This is a genomic window from Haloactinopolyspora alba (assembly GCF_003014555.1).
In the GTDB taxonomy this organism is placed as follows: Bacteria; Actinomycetota; Actinomycetes; order Jiangellales; family Jiangellaceae; genus Haloactinopolyspora; species Haloactinopolyspora alba.
In genome coordinates this window covers 1-14,076 of the sequence record NZ_PYGE01000036.1, presented here as the reverse complement: position 1 = coordinate 14,076, position 14,076 = coordinate 1, and the positions used below count along the sequence as shown (strand labels likewise).

Below are 14,076 nucleotides of genomic sequence, written 5' to 3'. Positions count from 1 at the left end.
CTACACTCGACCTGAAAACCCCAGCCCAAGCGCTGGACGAACTGCTCGCCAACCCGGCAGCAGCATGACCGTTGCTTACACCGATGGACACCGCCAGGGCTGTAAGGGTGGTGACGCATGGAATTCCATGGTGAACGTGGTCATTCACGCCACTTCACGAGGGCCGGTGGTGCTCTCGCGGGTGCGCAGTTCGAACGGGACCTCGATGCGCTCGGCCGGGGCGTCGGGCTCGGCCAGGCGGCGCAGCACCAGCCGGACCGCTTCCTCGGCGATGAACGGCACGTCCGGCGCGACGGTGGTCAGCGACGGTGACGAGTACCGTCCGTCCTCGATGTCGTCGAACCCGGCGACGGCGACGTCGTCGGGCACCCGGTAGCCGCGCTCGCGCAGCACCCGCAGCGCGCCCAGCGCCATCGCGTCGTTGAAGCAGAACACCGCGTCGACGCCGCTGCCCCGGTCCAGCAGCCCGGTCATCGCCCTGGCGCCGCTCGCGCGGTCGTAGCGCACCCGCGACACCACGATCGACGGGTCCACCTCCACACCAGCGTCCTGCAGCGCCCGGCGATAGCCGCGCGCGCGGAGCCCGCCGGTCCCGGCGCCGCGCTCGGCGCCCACCGCGGCGATCCGCCGTCTGCCCAGCCCGAGCAGATGCTCGGTGACCTCGCGGGCGGCGCGCACGTTGTCGATGGCGATGTGGTCGTAGCCGGCCGGATGCCCGCGCTCGCCCAGCAGCACCATCGGGGTGGCGTCCAGCCGGGCGGCCACGTCACGCGCGGGAGTGGCCATCGGGCTGAAGATCACGCCGTCGATCAGGTGCGAGTCGAGACCCTCGAGCACGATCTGCTCGCGTTCCGGCTCACCGAACGTCTCCTCGATCAGCACGATCAGCCCCTGCCGCTTGGCCACCGCTCCGATCGCGGACGCGAGCGAAGCGAAGTACGGCGACATGAGCTCCGGCAGCGCGATCGCCAGGAACCCGGAACGCCCGTGCCGCAGGCTGCGCGCGGTCATGTTCGGCCGGTAGCGCAGCTCCTCGACCGCCTTGAGGACCTTGGCACGGGTCTTCTCGGTGACGTTGGGATGGTCGTTGATGACGTTCGACACCGTCTTGAACGACACGCCCGCGCGGTCGGCCACATCCTTCAACCGGGCGCCCACCACTGCCCCTCTCGTCCGCGTCGCTCGCACGCCGCCGTCGCCAGTCTAGGCCCGCCTCGCGCCCGGCCGGCGGATGCCGCCGCTGTACGACCAGCCACGCGCCGCCGGTGAAAACGGACCGGCGACGAACCCTTCACATCCAAGGTTATCCGTTGTAAAACAGTCCGCACGGTTATCCGTTGTAAAACATCGAGCGAGGTGCACGTGTACGACGTCGAAGTCGATCTCGACCCGGCGTTCACCGTGGGGACGGTGGACGACCGCCTGTTCGGAACGTTCGTGGAGCACATGGGACGGTGTGTCTACGGCGGCATCTTCGAGCCGGACCACCCCACGGCCGACGAGCACGGTTTCCGGCAGGACGTGGCCGATCTCGTGCGTGAGCTCGGTGTCACGACCGTGCGCTACCCCGGGGGCAACTTCGTGTCCGGCTACCGCTGGGAGGACGGCGTCGGCCCGGTCGACGCCCGTCCCCGGCGTCTCGACCTGGCTTGGCGGTCCATCGAGCCGAACACCGTCGGCGTCGACGAGTTCTGCCGCTGGGCGCGTGGGCTCGGCATCGACCCGATCATGGCCGTCAACCTCGGCACCCGCGGCGTGCGCTCGGCCGTCGACCTGCTCGAGTACTGCAACTACGCCCCCGGCACGACGGCGCTGGCCGACCAGCGGGTCGCGCACGGGCACAAGGATCCGCACGCCATCGGCACCTGGTGTCTCGGCAACGAGATGGACGGTCCCTGGCAGATGGGGCACAAGACCGCCGAGGAGTACGGCCGGCTGGCGGCCGAGACGGCCCGCGCGATGCGCCGCGCCGATCCCGGCGTCGAGCTCGTCGTGTGCGGCAGCTCGAACGGGAACATGCCGACGTTCGGCACGTGGGAACGCATCGTGCTGGAGAACACCTACGACCTCGTCGACCACGTGTCGCTGCACGAGTACTACCAGCCCGTCGACGGCGACATGGACAGCTTCCTGACCTCGTCGGAAGCGATGCGGCGCGCCATCGGCGCCGTCACCGCCACCGCCGACCACGTGGCCGCGGTGAAGCGCAGCCGCAAGAGGATGACGATCTCGTTCGACGAGTGGAACGTCTGGTACCAGTCCCGGTTCCCCGGCGAGGCGGGACTGGACGTGCGTGAGGGCGGTCCGCTGATCGAGGACACGTACAGCGTCACCGACGCGGTCGTCGTCGGCGACCTGCTGATGGCGCTGCTGGACAACTGCGACCGGGTCGCCATCGCCTGCCAGGCCCAGCTCGCCAACGTCATCGCGCCGATCCGCACCGAGCCCGGCGGGCCGGCCTGGCGGCAGAGCACCTTCCACCCGTTCGCGCTGACCTCGAGGCACGCACGAGGCACGGTGCTGCGCACCGAGCAGCGCGGGCCGCAGCTCAGCACCGGCGAGCACGGCGACGTCCCCGCCACCCGGGTCACCGCCGTGCACGACCCCGAGACCGACGAGCTCGTGGTGCTGGCCGTGAACCGTGACCGCGACACCCCCGCCCGGCTGTCCGTGCCGCTCCGTGCGTTCGGCCACGGACCCGCCCCGATGCGCCTCGTCGACCACCTCGCGATCACCGACGACGACCCGTCGGCCACCAACACCCCGGACCGGCCGGACCGTGTCGTCCCCCGTCCCGTCACCGGCACCGACCTCACCGACGGCCGGCTGACGGCGACGCTCTCACCCGAGTCGTGGAACATCATCCGGCTGGGCCGCACGTCCGGCGCGTGAGCCGGCCCCACCATCGTGAAGGAGCAGCTGTGAGCACACGAGAGCACACCCCGCACACACCACTGACCAGGCGGCGCTTCCTCACCGCCACCGGCATGCTCGGCGCCGGGACCCTGCTCGGCGGCTGCGGCGGCGGATCGAACGCCCCCGGCTCCCAGCCCGAGCCCGGTGGCGGCGGCGCCACCGGATACGAGGGCCCGAGCGTCGAACTGGCGTTCTGGAACGGCTTCACCGGCGGCGACGGCCCGGTCATGCAGGACCTCGTCGACACGTTCAACTCCGAGCACCCGAACATCACCGTGAAGATGACGGTCATGGAGTGGGCGGACTACTACAACAAGGTGCCCACCGCGGTCTCGTCCGGCAACGGCCCGGACGTCGGCATCATGCACGTCGACTCGCTGCCGACCAGCGCCGCCCGCAACGTCATCGTCCCCCTCGACGACGTCGCGGCCGCGCTGGAGCTCAAGGCGGCCGACTTCGCCGACGTCGTCTGGAAGGCCGGCGAGTACGACGGCCAGCGCTTCGGGATCCCGCTGGACATGCATCCGCTCGGCTTCTTCTACAACAAGACGGTGATGGCCTCCGCCGGCCTCGATCCGGAGAACCCGCCGATGGACCGCGACTCCTACGAGTCCGCTCTGGAGCAGCTCAAGTCCGCGGGCGTCAAGGGGCACTGGATGTCGCCGCACCCGTTCACCGGCAGTCAGACGCTGCAGTCGCTGATCTGGCAGTTCGGCGGCGGCCTGTTCAACGACGACGGCACCGAGGTCGTCTGGCACGAGGACCCCGGCGTCGAGGCGCTGACCTGGATGGTCGACGCGATCAAGGCCGGCTACAGCCCCACCGACGTCGGCCAGGACGCCGACGCGATCGCGCTGCAGAATGGCAAGGCGGCGTTCAACTGGAACGGCATCTGGAACATCAACACCCTCAAGGAGGTGCCCGACCTCGACTGGGGCGTGGCGCCGCTGCCGAACATCGGCGGCCAGAAGGCCGCATGGGCCGGCTCGCACAACTTCGTCCTGGCCAAGCAGCGCACACCGGACGAGAACCGGCTGAAGGCCTCGCGGGTGTTCATCAACTGGATCAGCCAGCAGTCGCTGGCGTGGGCGAAGGGCGGCCAGGTCCCGGCCCGCACGTCGGTCCGTGAGTCGCCGGAGTTCCAGAAGCTTCCGGAGCAGTCCGCGCTCGCCGAGCAGGTCGACTACCTGCGTTTCCCGCCGTCCGTTCCGGGCATCGGTGACGCTTTCGCCGACTTCGACCAGGCGCTGAACGAGGCCGTGCTGATGACCAAGGAACCGGCCGCCGCCCTGTCCGAGGCCGCGGACCGGGCCAACAAGAAGCTGGAAGAGAACCGCAAGAAGTACGGCGGGTGAGCCGTGGCCTCGAGTCATGCGAAGATCCGCCGCTACGCGCCGTGGACGCCGTACCTGTTCATGGCGCCGTTCCTGGTCATCTTCGTCACGTTCGTGGCCGTCCCGGCCGGTCTCGGGCTGTGGATGAGCCTGCACGACTGGGACTTCATGCTGGAGAACAGGCCGTTCGTCGGTCTGCAGAACTACCTCGACCTGTTCGACCCCGCGTCGGCGACGTTCGAGATGTTCTGGAACGGCATGCGCGCCACCGGGATCTTCACGGTGGCGAGTGTCCCACTGCTGGTGTCGGTCCCGCTGGGGCTGGCCGTGCTGCTGAACCGCCGGTTCGCCGGGAGGACGTTCTTCCGCGCGGTGTTCTTCATGCCGTACGTGCTCGGCGTGGCCGTCGTCGGACTGCTATTCCGGTTCATCCTCGACCCGAACATCGGCATCGTGAACGGGCTGACCGGCTGGTCGATCCCGTGGATCACCGCGCAACCGTGGGCGTGGATCAGCCTGGTGCTGATGACGGTGTGGTGGACGCTCGGATTCAACACGATCATCTACCTCGCCGGGCTGCAGGACATACCGTCCGAGCTCTACGACGCGGCCAAGGTCGACGGCGCGTCCGGGTGGCAGCAGTTCCGGCACGTCACGCTTCCCGGGCTGCGCACCGTCATGATCTTCGTCGTGACGATCACGGTGCTGGCGTCGGCGAACATGTTCGGCCAGTCGGACCTGGTCACCGGCGGCGGTCCGGGTGACTCCACCCGCACCGCACTGATGGTGTTCCTGCAGGAAGGGCTGGGCGCGTTCCGGATGGGCAACGCCGCCGCGATGTCGTACCTGCTCGCCGTCTTCCTCGGCATCATCTCGATCATCAACGTGCTCGCCATGCGGGAGAAGAGGAGGCCCCGATGGCGGTCCTGACCCGGCCCGAGCAGGAAGCGCCGACGCCCGCGCCGGCCGCCGGACGGCCACCGCGTTCGCTCGTGCGCTCTGCCGTCTTCTGGACGTTCCTGCTGGTCCTGACGCTCGTGTTCGTCGGCCCGATCGTGTGGATGCTCCTGACCTCGATCAAGACGAACCCGGAGGCGACCTCCGTCCCGCCCACCATCCTGCCGGAAGACCCGACGGGCGCCGCCTACGACGGGCTGATGCGGCTGGACGGCTCGTACCCGGTGCTGCGCTGGTTCCTGAACAGCCTGCTGGCCGCCACCCTGCACATGCTGCTGGTGCTGGCCGTCGCGTCGCCGGCGGCGTACGCGCTGGCCCGGCTGCAGTTCAAGCTGCGCGGGCTGTTCTTCGTGGTGATCGTCTCCACGCTGTTCGTGCCCGGCTTCGTGTTCCTGCTGCCGAACTACATCATCATCGACAAGCTCGGCTGGCTGGACACCATCTGGGCCCTGGTCGTGCCAGGTGCCGCGGGTGCGTTCGGCGTGTTCTTCCTCCGGCAGTTCTTCGCGATGCTTCCCGGTGAGCTCGAGGAGGCGGCGCTGATCGACGGCGCCAACCAGTGGCAGATCTTCACCCGTGTGGTGCTGCCGAACTCCAAGCCCGCGCTCGCCACGCTGGCGGTGCTGTCGTTCCTGACCAACTGGAACGACTTCATCTGGCCGATCTACGTGCTGTTCAGCCCGGAACGGCTGACGCTGCCGGCCGGCCTGCGGCTGCTCCAGGGCGCGTACACGACGGACTACCCGGTCATCATGGCCGGCGCGTTCGTCGCCAGCGTCCCCGTGCTGGTCCTGTTCCTGTTCACCCAGCGCTACGTCATCGAAGGCGTGTCGCGCAGCGGCCTGAAAGGATGATCCCCCCGTGTTCCACACCAGGCTCACCCGCTCGTTGTCCGGCGCGGCCGCCGGTCTCGCCCTGCTGCTCTCGGGCGTCCCGGCAGCCGAGTCGGCCTCCGAGGACGCCGGCGGCCCGTCACCGTCAGGCGTCAGCACGCAGAACCCGATCTCGTCACCGTTCTCCGACACCTACGCCGACCCGGCCGTCATCCGCGGCAAGGACGGCTACTGGTACATGTACGCGACCAGCGACCCGCTGACCGAGGCCCCCAGTGAGTTCGGGCTCATGCACGTCGCCCGGACCCGCGACTTCGACGAGTGGGAGTACCTGGGCACGATCTTCGACGAGGAGGACGGAGCGGCGAGGCGCCCGAGCGAGGAACGAGCGAGGGACCGAGCGCGACCAGGAGCACGCCCGGACTGGGCCACGTCCGGCTCGTTCTTCTGGGCGCCGGACATCCGCTACGTCGACGGGCAGTACATGCTCTACTACACGGTCACCGACACCGTGGCCGACCCCGGCGCGTGGAACTACGCCATCGGGGTGGCGACGGCGCCCACCCCGGCCGGGCCGTGGACCGACTCCGGCGGCGCCGTCGTCGAGCCGCGCCCCGACGGCAACGGCAACTACCTCAACACCATCGATCCGGCACTGCTCGCCGACGACGACGGCAAGCGCTACCTGTACTTCGGCGGCTTCCACGGCGGTATCTGGGTCACCGAGCTGGACGAGACCGGCACCCGCGCCGTCGGCGAGCCGACCCAGGTGGCGCACAGCGACCGCTACGAGGGCGCGTTCGTCGTCAAGCGCGGCGGCTACTACTACCTGACCGCGTCGTCGGCCAACTGCTGCGCGGGGCCGGTGACCGGCTACAGCGTCTACGCCGGACGCTCGACGTCGCCGCGCGGCCCGTTCGTCGACCACGAGGGCGTGCCGATGACGGACTCCAGGGTCGGCGGCACCCAGGTGCTGGCCCAGAACGGCAACCGCTGGATCGGCGTCGGACACCACTCGATCGCCACGGACGTCTCCGGGCAGGACTACATCTTCTACCACGGCATCGACCGCGGCGACGCGTGGCTCGACCAGCCCGGCGGTGTCAACGAGCGCCCGGCGCTGGTGGACCGGCTGGACTGGATATCGAAGGGTGGCGACGGTCCCGGCTGGCCGGTCGCACGTGCCGGGGCGGGGCCGAGCGACACGCCGCAGCCCGCGCCCGTCACGCAGAGCGAGCTGAGCATCGACAGCGCCGACCCGGCCTCGGGCGACGCGCTGCGGGCGGTGTCGGGTCAGTGGACCGCCGGCACCGACACCACCGGCGACTCCGGTGACCTGGCCCGGCTGGTGCCCGACGCCTCGGGCACGGCCGCGGCGGCCACGACCGGCGCGGCGCCCGCGGACGTCCGGGTCGAGGCTGACGTCCGCGGCGACGGCGCGTTCACCGTCGAGCTGGCCGGAGCGGGACGCAACGTCATCGACGTGACCGTCGACCCACAGGCGGGCCGGCTGAGCGTCGAGCACCGCCTCGGCCGCGACGTCACCGGCGACACCGCCACGCTGCCCGATCGGTTCGACCCGTCGGTGTGGACGTCGCTGGCCGTGGAGGTCCGCGACGGCAGGCTGCACGCCCGGCTGGCCGAGAGCAGGCTCGGCGACGTGGACGCCGAGGTGTCGCTGGACCTGCCGCACGGCGCCAGCAGGCCGCGACCGGTACGGCTGGTCGCCCGAGGAGGCGAGGCGCAGGTGGACAACCTCACGGTCGTCGAGGCGCACACTCCGGTGACCGAGCGGGTGCCCGAGCCCGCGGCCGCGGGCGAGCTGTTCGCGGACGAGTTCGACGGTGGCCTCGCCGACGGGTGGAACTGGGGCCGCCGCGACGGCGCGGTCGAGGTCCGCGACGGCGGTCTGAACTGGCCGCTGACCTCGGACGATCTCGTCGGCGCGGGCAACACCGGCGCGCTGCTGCTGCGGACGCCACCCGAGGGCGACTGGATCGCCGAGACCAAGCTGCACCTCGACCTCGGCACCGACACCGTGCGCAACTACCAGCAGGCCGGCATGATCGTCCACGTGAACGACGACCACTTCCTGCGGCTCGGCGACGTCGCGATCTGGGGGACCCGACAGGTCGAGTTCGGCAAGGAGATCGACGAGAACGGCACCCTGCGCTGGGGCGGTCACCTCGGCGGGCCGGTCGCCGAGACGATGTGGCTGCGCCTGTCGCACACGGTCGACCCGGCCACCGGCGAGCACCGGTACCGCTCGGCGACCTCGCGCGACGGCGACACCTGGCGGTGGGGAGCCACCTGGACCCTGCCCGCCGGCACCGAGCCACGGCTGGGTCTCTACGCCGGAGGCGGAGCGCAGCCTGCCACCGTCGCGACGTTCGACTACCTGCGCATCCACGCACGCGAATGACCCGGTCTCTCACCGCCGGAGCAGCCGTCGCCGTCCTGGCACTCGGCGGCTGCTCCGGGCCGGTCGCCGACGAACCCGATCCCGAAGCGACACCCGCAGCCGACACGACCTCGGAGCCGACCACGATGTCTTCCGCAGCATTCACCAACCCGGTCTACGACCGCGACTTTCCCGATCCGGCCGTCATCCGGGCGCACGGTTCGTGGTTCGCCTTCGCCACGAACTCCGCGCTGGGCCACATGCCGGCGCTGCGCTCGTCCGATCTGGTGCAGTGGGAGCCGGTCGGCGACGCGATGCCGGTGCTGGCGCCGTGGGTCACCGCCGGCCGGACGTGGGCGCCCGAGGTCGCCGTGCACGCCGCGGACCGCTACGTCGTCTACTACACCGCGCTGAGCACGCGTTCCGGACGGCAGTGCATCGGCCGGGCGGTGGCGTCGTCGCCCGCGGGTCCGTTTGTCGACGAGTCCGAGACACCGCTGATCTGCCAGGCCGACGAGGGCGGGTCCATCGACGCGAGCCCGTTCACCGACACCGACGGCACTCGTTACCTGCTGTGGAAGAACGACGGCAATGCCGTCGGCGTGGACACCTGGATCTACGCCCAGCGGCTGACGCCGGACGGTCTGGAGCTCGCCGGCGAGCCGGCGCGGCTGATGCGCCAGGACCAGGCGTGGGAGGGACATCTGGTCGAGGCGCCGTTCCTGTGGCTGCGCGACGGCACGTACTACCTGTTCTACTCCGCCAACGACTACGCGTCCGCATCGTACGCCGTGGGCTACGCGGTGTGTGACGGGCCATTGGGACCGTGCACCAAGCCGTCGGACGAGCCGATCCTGACCACCAGCGACGACGCCGCCGGGCCAGGGCACTGCATGCTCGTCGAGAAGGACGGCCGGACCTGGATGGTCTACCACGCGTGGCCACCCGACGCCGTCGGCTCCGCCGTGCCCGGGCGCACGATGTGGATGTCCGAACTGACCTGGGACGGTACCCGTCCGGTGGTCGAGGGCCCGCACGCCGAGGTCGCCACCTCTCCCTGACCGGGGTCTTGACTCCGTGACCGCGCGGGCTTAACGTCTGCGCAACTGAGAAATCGATTGCTCAGGAGTGAGTGCCCATGCCGCCACCCAGCTCCAGCGCCCCCGGGCCGTTGCGGACCCTCAGCCGCCGGCGTTTCCTCGGCGGGTCCGCCGCAGCCGCCGCCACGGCCGCCGCAGCGCCACTCACCGGATGCGGTGACATCGTCGGTACGTCAGAGCGCGACACGTTGCAGTTCTGGAACTTCTACGCGCCCGCCCCGAGCGAGGACCCGTCGGTCGTGGCCAGGGCGGAGTGGATGCAGGCCACCGTGGACCAGTGGAACGCGGAGAACCCCGAGCAGATCGAGCTCGTCTTCGCCCCGATGCTCGGCAGCGAGAAACTCGCCACCGCGTTCGCCGCCGGCACCGGGCCGGACATCTTCCTCATCAGCCCCGGCGACATCATCCGTTACATCAACGGTGACGTCCTCGTCGACCTCGCTCCGTACCTGGAGCAGCAGGCCATCGACGACTTCTTCCCCGACAACATGGCCAGCCGGGTCGTCGGCGACCAGATCTTCGCGCTGCCCATGGAGATCGAACCGCTCGCGCTGTACTACAGCCGCCCCGCGTTCGAGCAGGCCGGCCTGGCCGAAGGCGACCTCCCCACCACCTGGGACGACATGCTCGGCATCGCCGACCGGCTGATCGCCTCCGGCCAGGGCGGCCTGGTCGTGCCGTCCACGCAGGGCTACTACCAGAACTTCGTCTGGTACCCGTGGATGTGGCAGGGCGGCGGCAGCGTCCTCTCCGACGACGGCACGAGCAGCGCGTTCGACAACGACGCGGCCATCGAGGCGCTCCGGCTGTGGCAGACGGCCGTCGAGCGCGGACTCACGCCACGCGTCGAGCCGGCCGGCGACGACATCGTCACCTCGTTCGTCGAGGGCTACGCGTCGATCTGGCAGAGCGGCATCTGGTCCATCTCCGACTTCCGGCGCCGGGCCCCGGAGTTCGACTACGGCGCGTTCCCGCTGCCGACGCCGCCAGGCGGCGAGCAGGCGACCGCGCTCGGCGGCTGGGCGTTCGCCGCCAACGCCGACGGCGCGAACCCGGACGCCGCCGCCCGGTTCTGCGCCTGGGCGCTGGGATCCACCGACACCGCCGGCGTCGCCCGGGTCGCGGAATGGTGCGTCGAGACGAAGACCGACATCCCGCCGCGCGTGTCCTCGCTCGAACACGCCGAGCAGATCGGCGGCTTCGACACCGAGATCATGTCGACCTTCCGGGACGACATCTTCCCGACCGGCATCGGTGAACCACGGTTCCCGCCGGTCATCTACAAGGCCGTCTCGGACGCCATCCAGTCCTGCCAGCTGGCCGGCGGGCAACCGGAGGAGCAGGCCGCGACCGCCGCCCAGGGCATCGACGCGTACCTGAAGACCTACGAAGGGGCGCCACTATGACCGGGACGATCGGAACGGCGGACGCCCCCGCGCCGAGCACCAGCCACGGTGAGCGCCGGCAGAACAATCCGAACACGCGGGCGCGGCGTGAGCGCCGGGCCGCCTACCTGTTCCTCGCGCCGAACCTGATCGGGCTGACGACGTTCGTCGCCATCCCGATGCTCATGTCGATCGTGCTCGCGTTCTTCAGCGTCGACGGGTTCGGCGGCTACACGTTCGTCGGCACGGCCAACTTCGAGCGGATGGTCAACGACCCGCTCTTCCTGTCCAGCCTCGGCCGGACGCTGATCTACCTGTTCGTGCTCGTCCCCGGGCTGTTCGTGTCCGGGCTCGGGCTCGCCCTGCTGGTGCGCAGCCAGTTCCCGCTGGTGGGCCTGTTCCGCACCGCGTTGTTCGCGCCGAACGTCATCAGCCTCGTCGTCATCGCGTTGATCTGGAAGTTCCTGCTGACCGACGACGTCGGTTTCGTGGCGAAGATTCTGGGACGGGTCGGCATCACGCCGCCGTCATGGCTCGGCGACCCGAGCTACGCCCTCGCGACCGTCATGGTCATCACGATCTGGTTCTCGATGGGCTACTACATGCTCATCTTCCTCGCCGGCCTGCAGGACATTCCGCGCGAGTACTACGAGGTCGCCAGTATCGACGGCGCCGGGCCGTGGGCCACGTTCCGCAACGTCACCTGGCCACTGCTCAAACCGACGAGCTTCTTCATCCTGCTGACGTCGACCATCGCCGTGATGACCGGCGGGTTGGAGATGCTGGTCGTCCTCACCAACGGCGGTCCGGCCAACTCCACGACGCTGGTGATCTACTACGTGTACCAGCAGGCCTTCGTGTACGGCGAGTTCGGTTACGCCTCGGCCATCGCGTCGATCATGGTGCTGATCCTGCTGGCCTGGTCGGCGCTGCTGTTCGCCCTCACCCGAGGAGGCCGGTTCACCCATGCCGACTGACACCGCCGCCGGCACCCGCAGCACGCCCACACCGCCCGCCGCGCCGCGCCGCAGGCTGATCCGCCGCCGCAGCCACCGCAAGAAGACCGCGCTGTTCACCGTCGTCGGCATCATCAGCATCGTCACGATCTTCCCCGTGTTCTGGATGTTCACCAGCTCGTTCAAGGGCGCCGACGAGGTCCTGAGCACGAACATCATCCCGAACGATCCGACGCTGTCGAACTTCGACTACGTCTTCACGTCGGTTCCGTTCGCCAGGTACATGTTCAACAGCTTCGTCGTCTCGGCCACCGTCACGGTGATCGCGCTGTTCTTCCACTCCATGGCCGCCTACGCCCTGGCACGGCTGCGCTTCCGCGGCCGGGACACGATCTTCATCGCGATCTTCTCGACACTCCTGGTCACCGCGCCGGTGGTGCTGGTGCCGCTGTTCCTGGTGGTTCACCGTCTCGGCCTGTTGAACAGCTATGCCGGGCTGATCATCCCGGCCATCTTCAGCGCCTTCGGGATCTTCCTGTTGCGCCAGTTCTATCTGTCCATCCCGGCCGAGCTCGAGGAGGCGGCCATCCTGGACGGGTGCGGGTACTGGATGATCTACCGGAAGATCATCCTGCCGATGAGCCGTTCGATCTTCGCCGCGTTGGCCGTCCTGTTCTTCCTGGCGAACTGGAACTCGTTCCTGTGGCCCCTCGTCGCCACCACCGACCAGGACCTGCAGGTCGTCCAGCTCGGCATCGCCAGCTTCCAGGATCAGCACTCCGCCGACTGGAACTACGTCCTCGCAGCGGCCCTCGTCGCAGCCATTCCGACCCTCATCGTCTTCGCGTTCTTCCAACGCAGGATCGTGGAGTCCGTCAAGACCTCCGGACTGAAGTAACCCCCGACCCGATCAGGAGCTCATCCACGTGAACACCAGTTTCTCCGGCGGCCTCACCGGCATCGCCCGCCGTACCTCCGCCGTCAGCCGATCGATCTCCGCCGAGAACGTCACCGGCGCCAAAGGGTCGGGCGGCATGGCCACCGAAGGATCCGGCGCACGAGCCGCCGCCGGACTCGGCCAGGGGTGGAAGATCTCGCCGAGCATCCAAATCCCGGCCGGCGAGACCGTCGTGCTCGGCGACATCGACGGCCCCGGCACCATCACGCACGTGTGGTGCACGACGGCACCGCACCGAGCCTGGCGCGCCACCCTGCTGCGCATCCACTGGGACGGCGCCGACGAGCCGGCCGTCGAGGTCCCGCTCGGCGACTTCTTCTGCAACGGCTGGAACAGGTTCAGCCAGGTCAGCTCGGTGCCCGTCGCCGCGAACCCGAACGGCGGCTTCAACGCCTACTGGCCGATGCCGTTCCGGCGCTCGGCGCACATCACGCTGGAGAACCTGGCCGCCGAAGAGATCGTCCTCTATTACCAGATCGACTACGAGCTCGATTCCGTCGACGACGACGCGTCCTATCTGCATGCGCAATGGCGACGCAGCCATCCGGTGCCACGCGGTGACGTGCACACGATTCTCGACGGCGTGCAGGGCCGCGGGCACTACGTCGGCACCTACCTCGCCTGGGGCGTCAACGACCCCGGCTGGTGGGGTGAGGGTGAGGTCAAGTTCTACCTCGACGGCGACGACGAGTTCCCGACGATCTGCGGCACCGGCACCGAGGACTACTTCGGCGGCGCCTGGAACTTCGACATCACCGGCGTCGGGTACGTGGCCTACACCACCCCCTACCTCGGCCTGAACCAGATCCTGCGGCCCGACGGCCTCTACTCCAGCCAGCAACGGTTCGGCATGTACCGATGGCACCTGCCGGACCCGGTCCGGTTCGCCGAGGACATCCGGGTCACCGTCCAGAGTCTCGGCATCGGACCCGGCCACCACAACGGGTTGCCGCACCGGTACCGGCCCACCAGCGACGACATCGCCTCGACCGCCTGGTTCTACCTCGACGCGCCGGCCCCGGCACAGCGGCCGGCGACGCCTGGGCTCATCGATCTCGAAGTCGACTGAGCCGGCCGGCACCGGGACGCGAACGCGAAACGGCCCCGCATCCACGTTCGTGTGGATGCGGGGCCGTTCTTCCAGGTGTGTTCCGGCGGTGACCTACTCTCCCACCCCGTTTCCAGGGCAGTACCATCGGCGCTGAAGGGCTTAGCTTCCGGGTTCGGAATGGAGGC

Annotated in this window: 11 protein-coding genes and 1 rRNA gene; 10 read left to right on the top strand and 2 right to left on the bottom strand. The window is 69.4% G+C overall.

Annotated elements, in window-relative coordinates; genetic code table 11:
* Positions 1-144 precede the first annotated feature (144 nt).
* Positions 145-1,158 carry a LacI family DNA-binding transcriptional regulator gene (locus CLV30_RS25605; protein ID WP_106540094.1) on the bottom strand — a complete coding sequence of 338 codons (1,014 nt, stop codon included), beginning with the start codon at positions 1,156-1,158 and terminating at the stop codon, positions 145-147.
* 204 nt (positions 1,159-1,362) lie between these two features.
* Between CLV30_RS25605 and arfA the strand changes: the two genes are divergently transcribed.
* The 10 genes from arfA (at position 1,363) to CLV30_RS25555 (ending at position 13,909) form a co-directional block, all read left to right on the top strand.
* A complete protein-coding gene (gene arfA, locus CLV30_RS25600; RefSeq protein ID WP_205741143.1) occupies positions 1,363-2,892 on the top strand; it encodes an arabinosylfuranosidase ArfA in 1,530 nt (509 codons plus the stop codon).
* A 95-nt stretch (positions 2,893-2,987) separates the two neighbouring features.
* Positions 2,988-4,271 carry an ABC transporter substrate-binding protein gene (locus tag CLV30_RS25595; protein ID WP_106540092.1) on the top strand — a complete coding sequence of 428 codons (1,284 nt, stop codon included), beginning with the start codon at positions 2,988-2,990 and terminating at the stop codon, positions 4,269-4,271.
* Between the two features lie 60 nt (positions 4,272-4,331).
* Positions 4,332-5,180, top strand: a complete 849-nt coding sequence (locus CLV30_RS25590; protein WP_106540091.1) for a carbohydrate ABC transporter permease — start codon at positions 4,332-4,334, stop codon at positions 5,178-5,180.
* Entirely contained in the window at positions 5,168-6,061 is an 894-nt protein-coding gene (locus tag CLV30_RS25585) for a carbohydrate ABC transporter permease (protein ID WP_106540089.1), read from the top strand. The genes CLV30_RS25590 and CLV30_RS25585 overlap by 13 nt, the downstream gene beginning before the upstream one ends.
* Before the next feature lie 7 nt (positions 6,062-6,068).
* Positions 6,069-8,462: a family 43 glycosylhydrolase gene (locus tag CLV30_RS25580; RefSeq protein ID WP_205741141.1), complete on the top strand. Its 2,394-nt coding sequence runs from the start codon at positions 6,069-6,071 to the stop codon at positions 8,460-8,462.
* On the top strand, positions 8,459-9,502 hold the full coding sequence (locus CLV30_RS25575) for a glycoside hydrolase family 43 protein (protein ID WP_106540088.1): 1,044 nt from the start codon (positions 8,459-8,461) through the stop codon (positions 9,500-9,502). Before CLV30_RS25580 ends, CLV30_RS25575 begins: the two co-directional genes overlap by 4 nt.
* A gap of 77 nt (positions 9,503-9,579) precedes the next feature.
* The gene (locus CLV30_RS25570; RefSeq protein WP_106540087.1) at positions 9,580-10,947 is read left to right on the top strand and encodes an ABC transporter substrate-binding protein; all 1,368 of its coding nucleotides are present in this window, start codon (positions 9,580-9,582) and stop codon (positions 10,945-10,947) included.
* Complete coding sequence (locus CLV30_RS25565; protein ID WP_106540086.1) at positions 10,944-11,903, top strand: carbohydrate ABC transporter permease; 960 nt, start codon at positions 10,944-10,946, stop codon at positions 11,901-11,903. The genes CLV30_RS25570 and CLV30_RS25565 overlap by 4 nt, the downstream gene beginning before the upstream one ends.
* A 145-nt stretch (positions 11,904-12,048) precedes the next feature.
* Positions 12,049-12,780: a carbohydrate ABC transporter permease gene (locus tag CLV30_RS25560; RefSeq protein ID WP_420842023.1), complete on the top strand. Its 732-nt coding sequence runs from the start codon at positions 12,049-12,051 to the stop codon at positions 12,778-12,780.
* A gap of 28 nt (positions 12,781-12,808) precedes the next feature.
* Complete coding sequence (locus tag CLV30_RS25555; RefSeq protein ID WP_106540084.1) at positions 12,809-13,909, top strand: glycoside hydrolase family 172 protein; 1,101 nt, start codon at positions 12,809-12,811, stop codon at positions 13,907-13,909.
* Between the two features lie 80 nt (positions 13,910-13,989).
* Here the strand turns inward: CLV30_RS25555 and rrf are convergent.
* Positions 13,990-14,076, bottom strand: a 5S ribosomal RNA gene (gene rrf / locus CLV30_RS27995); the annotation flags it as partial.